Consider the following 15,847-nt stretch of genomic DNA (forward strand, 5'->3'; position numbering starts at 1 on the left):
TTAATTTCCTCCTTGCGTTAAATGAACAAATAAATCATGAAGGGAGACGGGTGCTATTTCAAGTCCGGATTCGAAAGCTACTTCTTTTTCGTGATCTGTAAGTTCTCCATAAACTGTAACGGATTTTGTATTTCCTAGTTGTTGTATGTTAATCTGTCTCATACCCTTAACAAACTCATCGACCAACTCTACATTTCCAGTAATTGAGGCTCCCTTTGAAATAAGTGAATCGTAATCGTCTTGAAGTAGAATGCTACCCCTGTCTAATAAAAGAACTTCATCAAATAAATATTCCATTTCCGAAACAAGGTGAGTGGATAAGATAATGATCCGTGGATGTTTTTCCTGGTCCTGGATAAGCTCTTTGTAAAATATATCCCTCGAAGGGGCATCCATTCCTAGATATACTTCATCAAATATAGTGATGGGTGATCTACTTGCTAAACCAATAATGACATTTAAAGAAGATTGCATTCCCTTTGAAAACTGTTTAATCGGCTTCTTTTTATCGAGCATAAATCGATCTATTAGAAAATCTGCATAGTCTCTATCAAAATGTGGACGATATCTTTGTACGTCTTCCAGCATTGCTATAACATTATCTGACTCATCTTTATAATCTTTGTTATACAAAAATGCCACTTGTTGCATAACTTTGGCATTTTCAAATGGTATTTCCCCATTGATGGTAAGGGATCCTGAAGTTGGTTCACGGAATGATGCCAAAATGGAAAGAAGAGTGGTTTTTCCTGCACCATTTCTGCCTAGTAATCCATATATCTTTTCTCCGTTTAACTCAAAAGAAACATCTTTAAGAGCTAATTGGTTTCCGTATTTAATTTGAAGATTTTCCGCTTTAACCTTCATTCTATTTCACGCCCTTTTACATTTTTAATGAATTCAATGATTTCATTTTCAGTGATTCCTAACTTATAAGCCTCATGAACTAATTTGACTACATAATCATCAACGAAAGATTCCTTGCGTTTTTGGATTAGTTTTTCTTTTGCACCTTGGGCTACAAACATTCCAATTCCCCTTTTTTTAAAAAGAATCCCTTCCTCAACTAACTGATTTACTCCTTTTGATACAGTGACATGGTTGATTTTGTAAAAGTTAACTAACTGATTAGTTGAAGGTGCTTGCTCCCCTTCTTTTAGTTGGTCGTTAAGTATTTGATCTTCGATTTTTTCACGAACCTGCAAATAAATGGGTTTGTCTTGAACAAATGGTTTTTGCATAATAATCGCCTACTATTCGTAATATATAAGTTATATACATAAATGGTTATATAGTTATGTATATAACCATAATAGATGTATTGTTAAAAGTCAATATTGTTTGTGCGGAGTTTTCTATTTTTGGGGTAAAGGTGGGGGGATGCGATGAAGATTATTGCATTTTGGAGGAAACATTATTCGCTAAGCCCATTGTGAGATTTGCTAATAAGCAACACCAAAATGGGACACGGTGACAGGTACCGTGTCCCATTATTTTTTTACAGACAGTCTCTTTGAATGGATAAAAGGGACAGTCAACCTCTGTCCCAACTACAATTGTAGTCCAGTCCATTGCCAGTAGGAGAAATAGAATGTCATCATGACAAGGATATAGACTGGCATTAATATTGCACTAATTTTTAATAGGTTTTTAGCGTCATATGAATTTCCTTCATCTTCATAAAAGAGAAGTAATGCTTTTGAACTGACGGGAAATGTCACACAGTAGTTCATCCCTATTAAACTTAAAAACACAACCGCTGAAGGGTTTACTCCAATTGTTTCACTAAATAATAATAATCCCGGGATAAACACGATGGCCCGTGTGGTATGTGAAGTAATATATAAATGGCTTGAAACTGTTGCGACTAAAATGACCAAAACAATTAACCACTCTGGAGCAACTGTAAACAAATGCAGAAAGCTCAGTATTTCCTTTTCCAGCCATTTCACGACACCTGTTTCAACCAACATCTTTCCTAGGGCAGCGGCTGCTGCAACAAATAAAATCAAATTCCACGAAACTGACTTTATTCCTTGTTTCCAGTTAATGATTCCATAATTGGGCGTCATCACTAAGATGGCACCTACCATCGTAATAAAAGCAATATCATAGCCATGTACACTTTCTGTCATCCATCCGATTATTAAAAAAATCATCAAGATCAAGGTCTTTTTTTCCGTTCTATTCATCTGTTTCTTCAATAAAGATGTTTCAACAGATTGAGTGTTTTTCAACACTCTTAATTCATCCCTTGGCCATAGGAGCCATTTCACAGTAAAGAACGAAAGGATTGTCATAACCAAAGCAAAGGGAAGCCCCCATATGAACCATTGGATAAAGGAAATGGATTGATGAACGGTGGTTTCAAGTAATCCAATTCCGATTAAATGAGATCCAGCTCCAATTAGGGTGGCGGACGTGCTCATTAAAATAATGATGGGAGCTAACAATGCAAACACACTTTGTTCTTTTTTCGTATATTTTTGGTTTAACTGATTGATAATTGGCATAGATAATGCTGCCCGACCGGAGGTAGACGGTATAAAAAATGCGGATGCGAACAAAATGGAACTCACCCCAGCTAGAACTTTTCCTTTATCTTTCGATTTGCTCAACAGCATCAGGGTGACTCGATCTGCTAATCCAGATTCTTTGACTGCTTCACCTATAATAAAAGATCCGATCATTAACCATACTACTTTTTCAGAGAGTGATTCATATAATAAATTCGGTTCTCCGGCATTCATGAGAATGGTGAACACGATCAGTGAAATAGCAACAAAGCCAGCTGGAATTTTTGTAGTAACCCATAATGTCATTGCAGATAAAAAAGTAAATAAAGCAATCTTTGAGCGATAATCCAAACCATCAATAAAGACAATACCTGCCAAGAAGAGAACATGTAAAACAACGAGAGCAAGCGGCTTTGAAATGGGCAGGACCGCAGATTTTAATGGTTGACTCTTTTCAATTTGTTTCTCCAATCCCGTAATCATGTTAAATAGACACTTTCTTTAACAGGTTTTTGTTTGCCATTCCCCAACCAATTGCGATTTTTCGTAATGCAGACTCCGTACTTTCCTCTATCCATTTCGGTGCTTTTTTCATGGCTAACTCCAAGGAAACAGGTCTTTTAATAATACTGCTATAAGCGTCTATACCTGCGTTATAGTTAAGTTTCGCTCCTTTTCCGATAGTTCCTGTAATAGCAATAACAGGTATATCATTCTTTTTCGCAATCCGGGCTACTTCGGCCGGGATTTTTCCGTTAGGAGTTTGAAAATCTAAACTCCCCTCAGCAGTAAAAACGATATCAGCATTTGAAATTGCTTCCTCAATATTAATAAAATTCATAATGATATCGAATCGTGGATGTAATGTTGCATTTGTAAATGCGAGTAATCCCGTACCCAAACCTCCAGATGCACCGCTACCTGGTAGTGAGCGAACATTCAATCCTGATGCATCTTCAATGACAGTTGCATAATTTTCTAGCGCTGTTGATAAGACCTCAACCTGCTCTGAAGTAGCGCCTTTTTGGGGACCAAATATTCGTGCTACTCCTTTTTCTCCGCATAATACGTTCTTCCAGTTGCATGCTACATCGATGGTGACATACTTTAATCGACTATCTATATTCGTGGTTATGAGTGAGTCGACTTCCAATAAATCCTCGCCTCCCATGATATGGACGAGTTGTTGCTCCTTATTTAAAAACTGAACCCCCAACGCCTGTGCCATCCCTGCACCTCCATCAGAAGTACCTGAATCTCCACAGCCAATTAAGATATGATCGACACCGAAATCAAGTGCAGCCATTATTAATTCTCCAACTCCATAGGTCGTAGTTCTTAACGGATTTCGTTGATTACGAGGCACTAGCTTCAACCCAGCTACGGCTGCCATTTCAATCACAGCGATACGTCTACCACTCTCTTCATAAAAGCCAAAATAACTACTGATTTTCTTCCCGACTGGTCCAGTTACCTTTTTATAAATTAAATCTCCACCTTTAATGCTAATAATAGTCTTTACAAATCCTTCCCCACCATCAACCATGGGGATTACTACAGGATCAATTGACGTATCAAAGCGCCTCACACCCCGTTCCATTGCCAAAGCAACTTCCTCTGCATCTAAACATTCCTTAAAACCCGAAGGCACAATAACAATTTTCATCTTAAAATCCTCCCATAAAACGTTTATACCTGTAATGTACCGTACAAAAATTAAAAGAGAATGAGAGAATTATGAGAAATCATTGAGCGACACAGGTCTCCTACCAGGGACACAGGGACAGGTCCCGCGTCCCACTATTTAAACCAGGTAATAGAAACATATGTTATTCCAAACGCGGTTCAAGAACTACAAAGCAACTGAGAAAAACGAGAAATAGTAATTCTTTGCTGAAGCTCATAATTGGCCTTCCGAGTGCTTGGAAGGTATTTTATATGGCTGAATCTATGGATGGTTATGTACGATATATTGAGATATGTGTCCTAAATCCTTTAAACTCCGTCCGTTAAATCGCACGTTTAGTCCTGTATCTACAAAACTTAGTCCTATATCGTAGAGACAACTTTTTCCGTTAGTTGATTGCCTACTTGGTTTATTATATCTATCATCATCAAGCATCATATAGGACATTGTTTGTTAGGGGTTTCGACCTAGTGATTCCTATCACTAAAATTTTTGAGCAATTATCGTATGCTATAGGAAGGTGACATATGACTGGTGAAGGGGTGAAGTTGAATGTTGATAGAGGATCAAAATGTGAAGCTACTTAGTCCTCCGCTGCAAAAATTAAAGGATGAGCACGAGTCATTGAGGGCAATGATGAATCGTTTCTATGAGATTGCGGAAGAAATAGAATACGAATCTGGTCCCAAAGTGCTTGAACTGTTTTCAGAATTATACAAGCAGATTTCATCATTTAATATTGAGCTTAAGGCACATTCAAAACGTGAGGATGAAGGACTGTTCCCAATGATGGACCGTCGTCTTGGTGATAAAGATCAAACCATCGGTACAATGGAATATGAGCATCGTAAAGCGGAAAAGCATTTACGAGATTTCCTTGATGAGGCTGCTCTAGTGGGAGAGGACATGGATGAATATGATGCACAAACTATTACAGTTTACGCAGTCCAAGCGTACGCAACCTTAACACAGCACTTCGCGAAGGAAGAAAATATGCTTTTTCCATTGGCTGAGAGAATATTGTCCACTGAAGAAAAAGCTGAGCTCGAACGATTACTACGAAATTAATAAAATATCATAAACGGCGACCGCGAATTATATAATGATTCGAGGTCTTTTTTTGTGGGTTTACACCAAATGGTATAATGCAGGTTTTTCCTGTGATTTCCAAAAGTCATGCAATAAGCAGCATTTATACTATGGATATTACCAGTTATATCCAAAAATCATAAGAAAAAAAGCGTTTATGATATTTGTTTTTCAAAAAGTACCCAAAAGTCATATCAAAAGGAGCTATTAAGCATTAACCTTTTCCAACTATATACAAAAGTCCTATCATATCCATTTTTTTAAGGTGTATAAACAGCCTAATCCTTAGAAGAACGATAAACACTATGACAAAATGACTAAAATTTCTACCTTTTAAAAATTTTCGCTGAAATCGATTGACAGAAACAAAAATTCCGTGTAATTTATATATCAACAACTAAATTACCATTTTATTCTTATCCAGAGAGGTGGAGGGACTGGCCCATCGAAGCCTCGGCAACAGACAATTGTACTGTGCCAATTCCAGCAAGCGTAAAGCTTGAAAGATAAGAAGAGCGTATGAAACTAATCACGTATGCCCTCTTCTTATTAGAAGAGGGCTTTTTAATTTATATCAGTAAAAGTCATACTTCTACTGATATAAATAAAGCCTCCGGCGGATGCCACGATTTTTCAAAGGAAATTTTCGAGCAGTAAGATCAAAGACTAAGAACGCCACGTCCTGTGGCAACGTCTTTATGACCCACATCATGTGGGCCTAAAATCTGGCGCAAATACGCCAAGGCGCATTTGATTTTTTGGCCGCAGAACTGATTGCCATACTGGTCAACCAATGGCAATGAATCATATACATCTTGAACAAGGGGGAGTTGTATGGCGCAGCTTGATGAATCAAAGGTAAAGCATATTTTATCTACCTTGGAGAAATTGGATTTTGGATCTATTGTGATCACGGTTCACAATGGGGAAATTACCCAAATCGATGCAACAGAAAAGAAGCGTTTTTCCTTGCAAAAATCCACATCAACCCAAACTAAAACTAAGTAAATAACGTGCCGATTAGACGACTAAAGGCATCTTTATTTTCAAAGCGACCAAAAAAGACGCTTTAGATAAAGATGCCTTTTTTATTCGATCTTTTACTTGGAAGAAGAGGGGATTCCTTACAAATAATCCTAAGTTAAACTCATTTAAATGAACAAAAAGACACAAGCGAAAGGATGATTAAAATGAGTGAAATCGTAATTTTATCAGGAAGTCCGTCTGAGAGTTCTAGAACGGATTTAGTCCTACAGTATGTTGGAAAAAAGCTGAAACAAGAGGGTTTCTCGGTCACATATGTATCTGTTAGAGATATTCCATTTGAGGACATTTTTAATCTGAGGTTTGATAGTCCTGCACTTAAGGATCTGACTTTACTCCTTCAAGGGGCTGAGGGAGTGATTGTAGGATCGCCCGTATACAAGGCAGCCTACACTGGGATTTTGAAGGCAGTACTAGATTTGCTTCCCCAAGATGTGCTGTCGCAGAAAACAGTATTACCAATCATGACAGGTGGAAGCCCAGCCCACTTACTTGCGATTGAGTTCAGCCTCAAACCATTATTGGCTGCATTAAAGGGGCAAAGCCAACAAGGAGTGTACTTCCAAGATTGCCAAATCGATAAAACACAAGTAGTCAACCCAATAACGGACGAGAATGTGTTAGTGAGATTGAAAAAAGAGCTTTATTACTTTATTGAAACAGTAAATAAGAAAAAAGACTTTGCCTTGAAAAATTAATGGAAGAGGAGTTAATGAAAATGACGAAGAAAAGAATTTATTTAAATGCGTTTGATATGAATTGTGTGGGACATCAATCCCCAGGTCTATGGACACATCCAGAGGATCAATCCCATCGTTATAAAGACAGCGAGTATTGGATTGAACTCGCGAAGCTTTTAGAAAAGGGTAGATTCGATGCTATATTTCTAGCAGATGTACTAGGGCCATACGATGTGTATCAAGGTTCAAGAGATGCTGCAATCCGCCAAGGTACACAAACACCTGTCAATGATCCATCCCTTGTTGTACCGTTAATGTCAGCGGTGACGAAACATTTAGGATTTGGGGTTACTGCATCTGTTACTCATGAGCATCCATATACATTTGCTCGCAGGATGTCGACGCTCGATCATATTACAAAAGGGCGTGTAGGCTGGAATATTGTAACTTCATATTTAAAAAGTGCCGCTGTGAATATGGGCTTGGAAGATCAGATTAAACACGATGAGCGCTATGATATTGCCGATGAATACTTAGAAGTCTGCTATAAATTATGGGAAGGAAGTTGGGAGGATGATGCAGTTTTACTAGACAAACAGAATCGAATTTTTGCAGATCCAAGTAAGGTTCACGATATCAATCATGAAGGTAAGTATTATAAGGTTCCAGGTGCTCACCTTTGCGAACCTTCTCCACAACGAACACCAGTCCTTTACCAAGCCGGAACTTCTAGTAAGGGGCGGGCTTTTGCTGGTAAACATGCGGAATTAATTTTTATTGGGGCACCGACTAAAAATGCAGCTAAGCATTCCGTCAAGAAACTACGTGAAGAAGCAATCAAGGCTGGCAGAGCACCAGAGGAAATAAAAATACTTGCTTGTATTACTCCAATCGTTGGTCAAACAGCAGAAGAAGCACAAGATAAATACAATGAGTATCAAAAACACGTAAGCTATGAAGGGGCATTAGCACTTCTAGGTGGCTGGACTGGAATCGACTTTTCAGAGTATAGTCCAGATGAAAATTTAAAGTATGTGAAAAATGATGCGATTCAATCGACCGTTGAGAACTTTACAAAAATCGATTCTGATAAAAAATGGACGATTGATGAGATAAAGAAATACACCGGAATTGGCGGCCTTGGTCCTGTGACTGTTGGAAGTCCCGAACAGGTAGCTGATGATTTAGAGAGTTGGGTGGAAGAGACCGGAGTCGATGGATTTAACATTGCTTACGCAATTACACCTGGAACATTTAAAGATTTTATAGAGCTAGTTGTACCAGTATTACAGGAAAGAGGTCTTGTACGGAAAGAATACGAAGGTGACACATTAAGAGAAAGCCTGTTTGGACGTGGAAGCCAGTTGCCTGCCCATCATCCAGGAAAGCAATACTTAAAAAAGACAGCACTAGCAGTAAAATAAGCTGTAAAAAATAGTAACAGTTAAGTCTTCGAAAATATTCGAAGGCTTTTCTATTTGGTATTTTTTGATTAACAATATAAAAGGAATTTAGATCAGAAACAATGAATATAGTGTTTAAAAGCTTAATATAGGGGGAGTTATGATGGGTTTTAATGAAGGGAAATATATTGAAGTCAATCCAGGGGTCGAATTGTTTGTACAAGATTTAGGAGAAGGGGAAGCTATTGTTTTCATTCCAGGTTTTACTTTTACGACAGAGGTTTTTAATAAGCAAGTTGAGTATTTTTCAAAAACCAACCGCGTAATTGTGATTGATCCAAGGAGCCACGGAAGATCAACTATTACTCCTCATGGAAATGATTATGTCACACACGGATCTGATTTAGCGACCGTTTTGGAAGCGTTGGACGTGAAAAATGCAACTATAGTAGGATGGTCGTTTGGTTGTTTTACAGTTTGGGAATATTTGAAGCAAAATAGTTCAGAAAACATTAAATCTATAATACTTGTGGATATGCCGCCTAAATCATTATCCGTAAATGAAGAAGTGTGGGTTGAAGGAAAATTAGATGATATTGCAGCAATCTATAACGGTTATTTACGAAATCCAACAGGACACAGAGATTTCATAACCAGTTATATTACCCAAGTAATGGTGCAGAGAGAACTTGAGAAAGATGAGCTAACATGGTTAGTAGAGCAATCTTTGAAAACCCCATATTACATCGCTGGTAATTTATTTGCCTCTGGTATGTTTTCGGATTATCGAGAGGAAGCCAAACAAGCTAGTAAAGCCGTTCCTACCTTAACCTTTGTTGCAGAGCACTGGGCGGATATTGCCGTAAAGTATACAAAACAATTAACACCAGAATCTCAAGTAAAGGTTCTTGGAGGTCATATGATGTTTTGGGAACATAGTGAAAAATTTAATGTGATTGTTAAAGATTTTCTAGATGAAAAATAAGAATTTATCCGTATGGAATAAGAGTGATTCATATCATAACAAAACGTTTTAAAAAATGGTCTAATGGGGGTAGATAATGATAATGGAGGTATAAAAATGGCTACAATAAAAATCGAAAAGAATGATCTAATCCTTGAAGCTGGACTAGAAGATTTAAAAACAATAATTGATGAAGCAACAGCTAATATTGATTTATATAAGGAAGAAATTGCTATTATATATGAGAAAATGCCGAAGTTTGATTATGTATATTTTTGCTTTTATGCGTACTCCACCTATCGTCTGTTAGAAAACGCCCTGAATTTCAACACTGATGAAGTTGGTCATTTTCGCTTAATTGCACCCGAATCCTTCTACTATGCATTCTACGGCATAATCGCAACTCTGCATACGGAACACAATCTGAAAATTAAAGCATAATTAGAGAGAGCCCTTGGGCTCTCTTTTTTTGGGACAGAGGGACAGGTACAGTGTCCCAAAGGCCAGTAAGTATAAATTCCCCATTTTACGTCAACTACTCCTGTTCACCAGTCTTTAGACTAGGTGTTTTTTATTTTATAAAGGCTGTTTTCGCAAACTTCGTTGTTTTTTATATCGTTGACTTCCGCTTCAGGTGGAGGCTTTCCGCGGGCGTGGCTTGAGCCTCCTCAACGAAATGTGGAGGCGGCTTGCACAGAAACGAGAAAATTGGCCACTCCGACAAAGAGGCGTAATTTGCCTCTGAAGGAGGACTTGAAATTTCTCGAGTTTCTAGCCGCTACAACTGGACAAGTCGCTGCCGCTCCTGCGGGGTCTCGGTCTCAAGTCTCACACTTTTCCCGCTGGACATTGAATTTGCTTCCTTGAAATAACCCACGCACGAAGAAAATGTGAATACATTTTCGAGGAGTCGCTACCTTACACTCCAATCAACTAGTTTTGCCTTTATTATCAGAAAGCAACAATTTTTTAGGAAAGAGCCTTTATAAAAGGTGTTGTTGGGAAATTAACCTATTTTTCAAATGCTTTATTGACATATACAGTGTAACTGTATAAAATTAAACTATACAGTCAAACTATATAGTTAGCCTGAACTGAGGTGAAAGTTATGAAAAGAGATAAAAATATTCCACTAACAGAAACAGTTTATTACATTCTTTTGGCATTATTGGAGCCGGCACATGGGTACTTAATCCTCCAAAAAGTTGAAGAGCTTAGTGATGGGCAGGTAAGGATGGCAGCGGGCACTCTGTATGGGGCTATCGATAATTTGCTAAAGTTGAAGTTTATCGAGCCTGTACCAAGTGAGGACAGCAGAAGGAAGGTTTATGTCATTACAGAAACAGGAAAAGAAGTGTTGCAACTTGATTTAGAAAGAATGAAGCATATGATTCGAATAACCGAAGAGGCTTTTTAAAAAAAATGAGGTGAAGAGATGAGAAAATTAAAGTTATTCCTTAACTTTGAAAAAGAAGAAACATGGTTAAGTGAAATGGCTACAAAAGGCTATGAATTTGTTGGAAAGTCATTTACTTATCAATTTCGCCCTACAGAACCTGAAAATGTAAACATAAGAATTGATTACCGGAAATTTAAATCAAAAGAGGATTTTATCGACTATATAACTCTTTTCGAGGATTGCGGATGGAAGCATATTGCGGGAACAAAGAGTTCTGGCACACAATATTTTAAAAAAGTGAGTGAAAGTGCGGACGTGGATATTTTTTCCGATTCTGACTCGAGAGCTTTCCGATATAAAAGACTGTCAAAAATGTACTTGAGTCTTGCTATCTGTTATTTACCTATTCTTATCGCGTTATTCAACAATGATCATCAATACGCTTCTGCTCTTTTAAATCCAAAAGAATTATATTATACTCCTGGTTTATGGGAAAAGGCTGGAATGGACTTTTGGGGAGCTTTTCTTTTTGAAACACCATTTGCACTCTTCAGAGGAATCGTAGTTTTTTGTTTCCCAATCATGGTAATGCTCTACTTTATTTTCAGCATCAAAGCCGATCGAAACTATAAAAACTCACTAAAATAAGTGGGATAGGTACAGTTCTCCACCATGAACCCCAACGCTGGAAACAGAGGAGTCGTCCCAAACTTACCGAATAATACCACTTACCACAAATAAAAACCAACATCCCATTCTTCAAGTTTGTCGTGCACGTAATTGATTTATTGTACAATATAATATCAAAAGAATCCCTCGAGATTTTTCGAACATGTGCGAATAGCGCAGTTCTGGATTTTAAAAAGAATTGACACAATTCAAGAACAAGATTATGTAAAGACTAAGCGAATTTATTGGGCTGGGCTCTCTTTTGGTAGTATAATGAAAAAGTGATGAAAATGTGTCAAAATGCACACAAGGTAACTTGTACATGTGTTATTCTAACTATATATATAACTGTTGGAGGTTTTTAGAAAATGCAACGAACTATAGATAACGAAAAAGATCCGAAAAAGCCTGTTCCTACAACATTTTCAAGAACGAATCCATTTCAAGCAAAAGTTCTAAAGAACATTAACTTAAATGGGGAAGGTTCTAGTAAGGAAACCAGACATATTGAACTTTCATTAGAAGGTTCAGGATTCTCGTACATCCCTGGTGATACACTTGGAATTGCACCTTCAAATGATCCAGAATTAGTCGCAACCCTTCTTGAGGAAATGAAATGGGATGCAGATGAGGTTGTAAAAGTCGGTCGTAAAGGTGAAACGATGCCTCTCAAAGAAGCATTGATTACGTATTTAGATATCACATTACTTACAAAGAAAATATTGCAGGGTGCAGCAGCATTCACTGATAATGAAGAGCTGCAAAAGCTTGTGGAAGATACAGCGGCAATAAAAGAATATTGCGATGGTCGGGACTTACTTGATATGCTGCGTGACTTTCGTCCATGGAAGGCTTCAGCCCAAGATATCGTTGCTTTATTAAGACAAATGGTACCTAGACTTTATTCTATTGCGAGTAGTTTAGCGGCACATCCAGATGAAGTTCATTTAACAATCGGTGCGGTGCGTTATACTGCGCACGGTCGTGAACGCAAAGGAGTTTGCTCTGTACAATGTGCGGAACGAGTTCAGGAAGGCGATACTCTTCCAGTTTTCGTTCAAGTTAATAAACACTTCCATTTACCAGAAGAATTAGATAAAGATATTATTATGGTTGGTCCTGGAACTGGGATTGCACCATTCCGTTCATTTATCGAAGAACTTGCTGTAAATAAGGCAACAGGTCGATCTTGGTTGTTCTTTGGAGATCAGCATAAGGCGACTGACTTCTTGTATCAAGACGAGTTGGAAAAATACAATCAAGACGGAATCTTGACAAAAATCAACGTAGCTTTCTCACGTGATTCAGCTCAAAAAGTATATGTGCAGCATAAGATGCTTGAGCATGGTAAAGAATTATTTGAGTGGATAAACAATGGTGCTTATTTCTATGTTTGTGGAGATAAAGAACATATGGCAAAAGATGTGAACGAAGCCCTTCTCACAATCATTGAACAAGAAGGCAGCATGGACAGAGAAGCTGCAGAAGCATACCTTAAAGATATGAAAACACAAGGTCGTTACCTACGCGACGTATATTAATAGTAAAGTTTACGAACCCTTCGCAATTGGCGAGGGGTTTTTTTAAATGCAAGAATAGTGATTTTATATAAAATGACTTGCGGAAGTCACTAAAAAACTTTAAGAAAATGGTTGTAAAACGCTTTCATATGTTTTATACTTTCACTAAACCGGTTTACTAAACCGATTTAGTGAAACTTCTATTAAGTGTTTAGGAGATAAATAGATGAAAAAGATAACAATTGCTGATGTTGCAAAACATGCTGGTGTTTCAAAAAGCACCGTTTCCCAATATTTAAATCAGCGTTTCGATTATATGCGCGAGGAAACGAAAGAGCGAATTGAAGATGCTATAGAGAAACTTGGATACAGACCAAACATTTTAGCAAGGAGTTTAAAACAAAAATCTACAACAACTATCGGAGTAATCGTTGCAAATATCTTGCATGAATTTTCTACACAAATTATTCGAGCAATTGAAGATGTTTGCAATGAAAGAGATTTCCACGTCATTGTATGCAATGCAGACGATAATCCGGATAAAGAGAAGAAATATATTGATATGTTACGGGCGAAACAAGTTGATGGACTGATTGCTATTCCGACAGGAGAGAATGTCTCATTATATCAAGACCTAGTGAAGGAGAATTACCCATTTGTTTTTATTGACCGCTTGATTGAAGGTGTAGATATCGACGCAGTATTACTAGACAACGAGAAAGCATCTTATCTAGCGGTAGAGTCATTTATTAAACATGGATATTCCAAGGTTGCGATGTTAGCACCTTCTCTACACTCGAATATCACACCGCGTATTGAGAGATTAAATGGATATAAAAAAGCGTTGGAACAATACCAAGTCCCCCTAAATGAGGAATATCTTGTTAATTGTGAGATTTCAGAAATGCAACAAGTGTTAGATCGATTGTTACATTTACAACATCCACCGAACGCAATTCTGGCAGGTAATGACTTAGTGTTATATGAAGTATTGGCTTATTCAAAGAAACTAAATATCCAAATTCCTGATGATGTCGCTTTAATTGGCATAGATGACGTCTCATATGCAGAGGTCTTTAGTCCAGCCTTAACAACTATTGCACAACCTACTTTTGAAATGGGAGAAAAAGCAGCAAATATATTATTCGAGAAGATTCAAAACAAAGATCATATAAACCAGGCGGGTATATATCGGTTTGAACCTCGATTACTTGAAAGAGAATCTTATTAAAATGAAGGGTGATAGAAAGTGAAAAAAATAATTGAAACAGTTGCCGAAGAAGTTTCTGGTGTATTAGGACAAATTGATGAAAGTAAAACGTTGGAATTAGCGAATGAATTACAAAATGCCAAGCGAATATTTATTGCCGGTACAGGACGTTCTGGCCTAGTGGGTAAGGTATTTGCAATGCGTTTAATGCATTGTGGATATTCAGTTTTTGTTGTGGGTGAAACGATTACACCAAGCATAGAAACAGGTGATCTCTTGGTTTTAATCTCTGGATCAGGAAATACAGGATCTCTTGTACAGTATGCAGGAAAGGCAAAAGAAATTGATGCAAAAGTTGTGTTGGTTACAACGAACGTGGATTCTTTAATCGGGGAACTTAGCGATATATCAGTAAGAATTCCAGCAGCAACAAAAAAACGCATAGCATCTGAACCTAGTACTATACAGCCGCTTGGTAGTCAGTTTGACCAATCTGCTCACCTGCTTTTAGATGCAATTATTGTTTACCTTTTACAAAAAAGTCCTGAAGGTAAAAGTCATTCCAACTTAAATCAAAAACATGCAAACCTAGAGTAATGTTTGTTTCAAATGAAATTATATTGGGAGGTTGAAGGTGAATGAAAAATAAATACATTTTCATATTACTCGTTTTTTTAACCATAGGACTATTAGCAGGTTGTAATAGTGCAGAAGTAGATGCAGATGGAGATGGGAAAATCAAGATAATCGCAGCACATAACCAAACATCTCCAGATAATCCATATCAAGCAGGAATGTTGAAATTTAAAGATGTTGTGGAGCATGAATCAAATGGAACTATTGAAGTTGAAGTGCATGCCGGAACAATTGGAACAGAAGAATCACAGTTAGTTGAAAAACTTCAACTAGGTGCAGCGGACGTGGTACTCGTTTCGCCAGGTTTTATGACACAAACAGGGATTAGAGAAGTAGATTTATTTTCTGCTCCATATCTCTTTACTAGTTATGACCATTGGTTAAGCGTAGTAGATGGTGAGGTTGGTAAAGAAATGGCTGATATTATTAATGAAAAATCAGATAACTCTTTTAAACTACTAGGTTATTGGTCTGCTGGGGTAAGACATTACTATGGAAAGAAACCGCTTAACTCTATTAGCGACTTGAAAGGAATGTCAATCCGTACCCAAACTTCTGGTGTTGTTTCAGATTTCTGGGAGGCAACCGGAGCCATTCCATCAGGAATTTCATGGGGAGAGCTTTATCAAGGATTACAACAAGACGTTGTTGACTCATCTGAAAACGCTTACCCATTTTTTGTTCAACAAGCTCATCACACAACAAAAAATGGGAAATACATTACCGAAACTGGCCATGACTATACAACAAGATTCTTATTAATCAATGGGAAAAAATTTGACAACCTTTCTAAAGAACAGCAGGACATCATTTTAAAAGCTGCTGAAGAATCGGTAAAAGCAGAACGTGAAGCAACAAACAAACAAGATGTAGAGTATAAGCAAAAAGCAGTTGAAGAAGGCGCAATTGTAAATGAAATTGATAGGCAACCATTCATAGATATTGCAAGACCTATTCTTGAAGACTTTGCAAAGGAAATTGAAGTAGAAGGTTTATTACAAAAGATTATTGAACTCGAATAGTTAGGGGG

The 15,847-nt window shown here is 37.5% G+C and carries 16 protein-coding genes and 1 riboswitch; of the genes, 12 read left to right on the forward strand and 4 right to left on the reverse strand.

Translation table 11 applies throughout. The features are described from left to right. From AC6CHV_RS18445 to AC6CHV_RS18460, 4 genes are all read right to left on the reverse strand, one after another. The gene (locus AC6CHV_RS18445) at window positions 1-867 is read right to left on the reverse strand and encodes an ATP-binding cassette domain-containing protein (protein ID WP_341332833.1); all 867 of its coding nucleotides are present in this window, start codon (window positions 865-867) and stop codon (window positions 1-3) included. Beyond that, window positions 864-1,241 (reverse strand): GntR family transcriptional regulator, encoded by a 378-nt coding sequence (locus AC6CHV_RS18450; protein WP_121447754.1) that lies wholly within the window; start codon window positions 1,239-1,241, stop codon window positions 864-866. Before AC6CHV_RS18450 ends, AC6CHV_RS18445 begins: the two co-directional genes overlap by 4 nt. 309 nt (window positions 1,242-1,550) lie before the next feature. Beyond that, window positions 1,551-2,999, reverse strand: a complete 1,449-nt coding sequence (locus AC6CHV_RS18455) for an SLC13 family permease (protein ID WP_498079436.1) — start codon at window positions 2,997-2,999, stop codon at window positions 1,551-1,553. A gap of 1 nt (window position 3,000) precedes the next feature. Further along, window positions 3,001-4,182 carry a glycerate kinase gene (locus AC6CHV_RS18460; RefSeq protein ID WP_498079437.1) on the reverse strand — a complete coding sequence of 394 codons (1,182 nt, stop codon included), beginning with the start codon at window positions 4,180-4,182 and terminating at the stop codon, window positions 3,001-3,003. Window positions 4,183-4,755: 573 nt separating this feature from the next. Here AC6CHV_RS18460 and AC6CHV_RS18465 point away from each other — a divergent pair. The 12 genes from AC6CHV_RS18465 (at window position 4,756) to AC6CHV_RS18520 (ending at window position 15,839) form a co-directional block, all read left to right on the forward strand. Continuing rightward, window positions 4,756-5,271 carry a hemerythrin domain-containing protein gene (locus AC6CHV_RS18465; protein ID WP_498079438.1) on the forward strand — a complete coding sequence of 172 codons (516 nt, stop codon included), beginning with the start codon at window positions 4,756-4,758 and terminating at the stop codon, window positions 5,269-5,271. A gap of 434 nt (window positions 5,272-5,705) precedes the next feature. Continuing rightward, a riboswitch (SAM riboswitch) is annotated at window positions 5,706-5,805 on the forward strand. 321 nt (window positions 5,806-6,126) lie between these two features. After that, window positions 6,127-6,300 carry a DUF2292 domain-containing protein gene (locus AC6CHV_RS18470; protein WP_121447758.1) on the forward strand — a complete coding sequence of 58 codons (174 nt, stop codon included), beginning with the start codon at window positions 6,127-6,129 and terminating at the stop codon, window positions 6,298-6,300. Window positions 6,301-6,482: 182 nt separating this feature from the next. Next, complete coding sequence (gene ssuE / locus AC6CHV_RS18475) at window positions 6,483-7,034, forward strand: NADPH-dependent FMN reductase (RefSeq protein ID WP_498079439.1); 552 nt, start codon at window positions 6,483-6,485, stop codon at window positions 7,032-7,034. Between the two features lie 20 nt (window positions 7,035-7,054). Beyond that, window positions 7,055-8,440, forward strand: a complete 1,386-nt coding sequence (locus AC6CHV_RS18480; protein WP_498079440.1) for an NtaA/DmoA family FMN-dependent monooxygenase — start codon at window positions 7,055-7,057, stop codon at window positions 8,438-8,440. 142 nt (window positions 8,441-8,582) lie between these two features. Then, window positions 8,583-9,404, forward strand: a complete 822-nt coding sequence (locus AC6CHV_RS18485) for an alpha/beta fold hydrolase (protein WP_498079441.1) — start codon at window positions 8,583-8,585, stop codon at window positions 9,402-9,404. A gap of 96 nt (window positions 9,405-9,500) precedes the next feature. Then, window positions 9,501-9,824: a hypothetical protein gene (locus AC6CHV_RS18490; RefSeq protein WP_341332826.1), complete on the forward strand. Its 324-nt coding sequence runs from the start codon at window positions 9,501-9,503 to the stop codon at window positions 9,822-9,824. 667 nt (window positions 9,825-10,491) lie between these two features. After that, the gene (locus AC6CHV_RS18495; protein WP_498079442.1) at window positions 10,492-10,800 is read left to right on the forward strand and encodes a helix-turn-helix transcriptional regulator; all 309 of its coding nucleotides are present in this window, start codon (window positions 10,492-10,494) and stop codon (window positions 10,798-10,800) included. An 18-nt stretch (window positions 10,801-10,818) separates the two neighbouring features. After that, on the forward strand, window positions 10,819-11,430 hold the full coding sequence (locus AC6CHV_RS18500) for a DUF2812 domain-containing protein (RefSeq protein WP_498079443.1): 612 nt from the start codon (window positions 10,819-10,821) through the stop codon (window positions 11,428-11,430). 389 nt (window positions 11,431-11,819) lie between these two features. Further along, on the forward strand, window positions 11,820-12,992 hold the full coding sequence (locus AC6CHV_RS18505; protein WP_341332823.1) for a sulfite reductase subunit alpha: 1,173 nt from the start codon (window positions 11,820-11,822) through the stop codon (window positions 12,990-12,992). Between the two features lie 205 nt (window positions 12,993-13,197). Beyond that, window positions 13,198-14,202, forward strand: coding sequence for a LacI family DNA-binding transcriptional regulator (locus tag AC6CHV_RS18510; RefSeq protein WP_341332822.1), 1,005 nt, complete (start codon window positions 13,198-13,200; stop codon window positions 14,200-14,202). Window positions 14,203-14,220: 18 nt separating this feature from the next. Beyond that, a complete protein-coding gene (gene hxlB / locus AC6CHV_RS18515) occupies window positions 14,221-14,778 on the forward strand; it encodes a 6-phospho-3-hexuloisomerase (RefSeq protein WP_498079444.1) in 558 nt (185 codons plus the stop codon). Window positions 14,779-14,819: 41 nt separating this feature from the next. Then, window positions 14,820-15,839 carry a TRAP transporter substrate-binding protein gene (locus AC6CHV_RS18520; protein ID WP_440273755.1) on the forward strand — a complete coding sequence of 340 codons (1,020 nt, stop codon included), beginning with the start codon at window positions 14,820-14,822 and terminating at the stop codon, window positions 15,837-15,839. The last annotated feature ends 8 nt before the right edge of the window (window positions 15,840-15,847 follow it).

Source organism: Ferdinandcohnia sp. GQ5 (assembly GCF_059759275.1).